Here is a 2,845-nt window from a genome sequence, read left to right as displayed (position 1 = left end):
CTGTACGTGTTCTTCTTCTGGTTTTTCCGCTATCTCATCGAGGCGCGCGGCTTCACGCTGCTCGAGACCGGGGTATGGGCCAGTCTGCCGTATCTCCTGGCCACCGTCGCGGCCCCCCTCGCCGGCATGCTGGCCGACCGGCTGGCCCAGCGGGTCGGGCTAGCCACGGCGCGCCGTCGGGTGGCCATCAGCGGGCTCACGCTCGCAGCGCTGCTGGTGCTGACCGGGGCATGGATTCCCACCCCCACGCTGGCCATCATCGCGCTCAGCCTGTCGGCGGCGTGCCTCATCAGCTGCGAAGCGCCCTTCTGGACCACGGCGGCCGCGCTGGGGCGCGAAGGGGAGGGGGCCGCCACCGGTGTCCTCAACCTCATGGGGAACGTGGGCGGCATCCTCTCCATCTGGCTGGTGCCGCTGATGAAGGACGCCTGGGGGTGGTTCGCCATGCTGGCCTTCTGGGCGGCGGTGGCCCTCGTGGCCGCCGCCCTGTTTGCCTCCACGGGACGGGACGAGGGGATCAGCTCGACCTGAGCCGCGTCACCCCGCGGCGGGCGGGTCCGGCTGCGCCGCGGGGGCAGCGCCCCGCGGCCCGGGCTACGCCCCCTCCATCGCGTCTGCCAGCCACTCGACCACGTACGACACGAACGACGGGCGTACCAGCAGGCGCCACGTGGGGGTGGCGTCGACGAGTTGCAGCAGCACCGGCGCTCGCGCGAGCAGCGTCTGCGTGGCGTGCCCCACCGGGAAGGCGCGCGGGTGCAGGTCCAGCGTGCACATGGCCGCCAACACGTCGCGCGTGCGCGGGCCCGACAGTTCCAGAACATGCCGGCTGGCCAACAACTCCACCACGGCGCCTTCGGCATCGGCTGTCCCATCGCCCACGGCCTGCGACAGCGCGGCCAGCAGCGCGTCACGCGGCGTGATCGCTGCCTCCACCAGCCACTCGTCCGGCCGGAGCCATATCACGCGCCCCACTGGTGACGACACCATGGGGCCGTGACCAGGCAGCGCCTCGACCGCGAGTGCGGCGGCCACGCGCGAGCACGCCCCGCCTCGGGCGCGCACACTGATCAGCAGGGGCAACGGCAACGCCCGCAGCATGGCGGCCGGCGAAGACGCCGCCGCCATGCGGGCCACGAGTGCCGGATCGACGGGGAGGTGATCACTCATTGGTGGTCGCGCCATCCCGCCGCGCTCCCTCGGGATCGTAATGCACCGGGTCCACCAGGGTCACCGAGGCGACTCGCCCATCGAGGAGCGGGGCGTGCAGCACCTCGCCCAGGCGCGCGCGGCCGTCGCGCACCAGCGCGAGCCCGAGGGCACACGCCAGCGTGGGACTGTATCGACTGCTGGACACATGTCCGTCGATGGGCATCGGTGGTTCCCCCAGCGCGCTCGTGAGCGCGGCGCCTTCGGGAATCACCAGGTGCGGGTCGTTGGAGCGGAATCCCACCAGCTGTGCCCTCCCATCCGCCCGCGGGGCGATGCGTTCGAGCGAGCGGCGCCCCACGAACGGCTTTCGCGTGGGCACCATCCATCCGAGCCCTGCATCGTGCGGTGTGGTGAGCGCCTCGGTGTCCTGCCCCACAATGAGGTACCCCTTCTCGATGCGCAGGACCTGCAGCGCGTCGAGCCCGTACGGGGTCACCCCCAGCGAGGCGCCCTCGGCCAGCAGTGCCCGCCAGAGGGTCGGTCCATCATGCCACGGGACGCTCACTTCGTAGGCCAGCTCGCCCGAGAAAGAGACGCGTGCCACCTGGGCGTCCGCGATGCCGGCCACCGTCGCGGTGCGCACGGCGAGAAACGGGAAGGCCTCGCGGTCCACCGCCAGCCCGGGAGCCACGCGGGCGAGCAGCGCGCGCGAGTCGGGTCCGACCACCGCCACGGTGGTGAACTGTTCCGTGATGGGCGTGACCCAGCAGCGCTTGTCGGGCCACTCCGTTTGGAGCCACTCCTCCATCCACTCGGCCACCGCGGCCGCGTGCCCGGTGGAGGTGGTCACGAAGTATCGCTGCGCGCCGGTGCGCATCACCACGCCGTCGTCCAGAATGGACCCATCGAGATGACAGAGCACGGCATAGCGCGCCTTCCCCTCGGGCAACGAGGCCAGCGGGGTCACGTACAGCTGGTCCAGCACCCACGCCGCGTCGGGGCCGCGCACGTCCAGCTTGCCGAGGGTGGAGACGTCGGCCACCGCGACGCCGGTGCGCACGGCGCGCACTTCGCGCCGCACCGTGTCGTCGAGCGTTTCCCAGGGTCGGGGATAGCGCGACGCGCGCAGCCACGGTCCTGCCGGCTCGAACACGGCGCCCAGCGCCACGTGCTCGGCGTGCAGGGCGGTCGTACGTATCGGTTCAAAGCGGGCGCCCTGTGCGCGGCCGGCCACCAGATGGAAGGGAATCGGCTCCACCGGCGGCCGGCTTCCCGATGTGCCCACGGCGGCGGCCGCGTGTCCGGCGCGCGCGGCCACCAGCGCGGCCGCCAGCACCTTCGCGGAGCGTCCCTGCTCCACACCGGTCCCGACGAGCGTGTAGCGCTTCACGTGCTCCACGTGGGTGGCGCCGGCATCCACCGCGCGCCAGAGGCCGGCCACGGTCGCATCGCGATGCAGATCCACGAAGCTGCGCGACTCGTCGCCATCGGGGGCAGGCACCTGCCACATCAGCCCGGGCAGGTCCTCGTCCACGTCGTCGGTTCCCGGGGCCGTCGCTTCGCCGGCCAGGCCCAACGCCGCGCGCGCCGCGGTCGCTCCCCCGGCGAGCGCGTCCGCGAGGGTCAATCGACCGGTCACGGCGCCGGCGAGCCATTGCCCGGGGAGCGGGGCAGACGGCACGGCGGTGCCCAG

Annotated in this window: 3 protein-coding genes; 1 reads left to right on the top strand and 2 read right to left on the bottom strand. The window is 72.7% G+C overall.

The window, feature by feature from the left end; genetic code table 11:
* Positions 1 to 531 (top strand): MFS transporter (locus LW840_RS09945; RefSeq protein ID WP_291276917.1); only part of this gene is annotated, 531 nt, incomplete at its 5' end.
* Positions 532 to 594: 63 nt separating this feature from the next.
* Here LW840_RS09945 and LW840_RS09940 read toward each other — a convergent pair.
* Positions 595 to 1,170: a sarcosine oxidase subunit gamma family protein gene (locus LW840_RS09940; protein WP_291276916.1), complete on the bottom strand. Its 576-nt coding sequence runs from the start codon at positions 1,168 to 1,170 to the stop codon at positions 595 to 597.
* Positions 1,163 to 2,845, bottom strand: a 1,683-nt coding sequence (locus tag LW840_RS09935) for a glycine cleavage T C-terminal barrel domain-containing protein (RefSeq protein ID WP_291276915.1), incomplete at its 5' end; no start/stop codon positions are given. The genes LW840_RS09940 and LW840_RS09935, both read right to left, overlap by 8 nt.

The sequence above is a fragment of the Gemmatimonas sp. genome (assembly GCF_021298855.1).
Lineage (GTDB): Bacteria > Gemmatimonadota > Gemmatimonadetes > Gemmatimonadales > Gemmatimonadaceae > Gemmatimonas.
The sequence above is the reverse complement of the archived record's forward strand: the minus strand, read 5'-3'. Positions and strand labels throughout refer to the sequence as shown.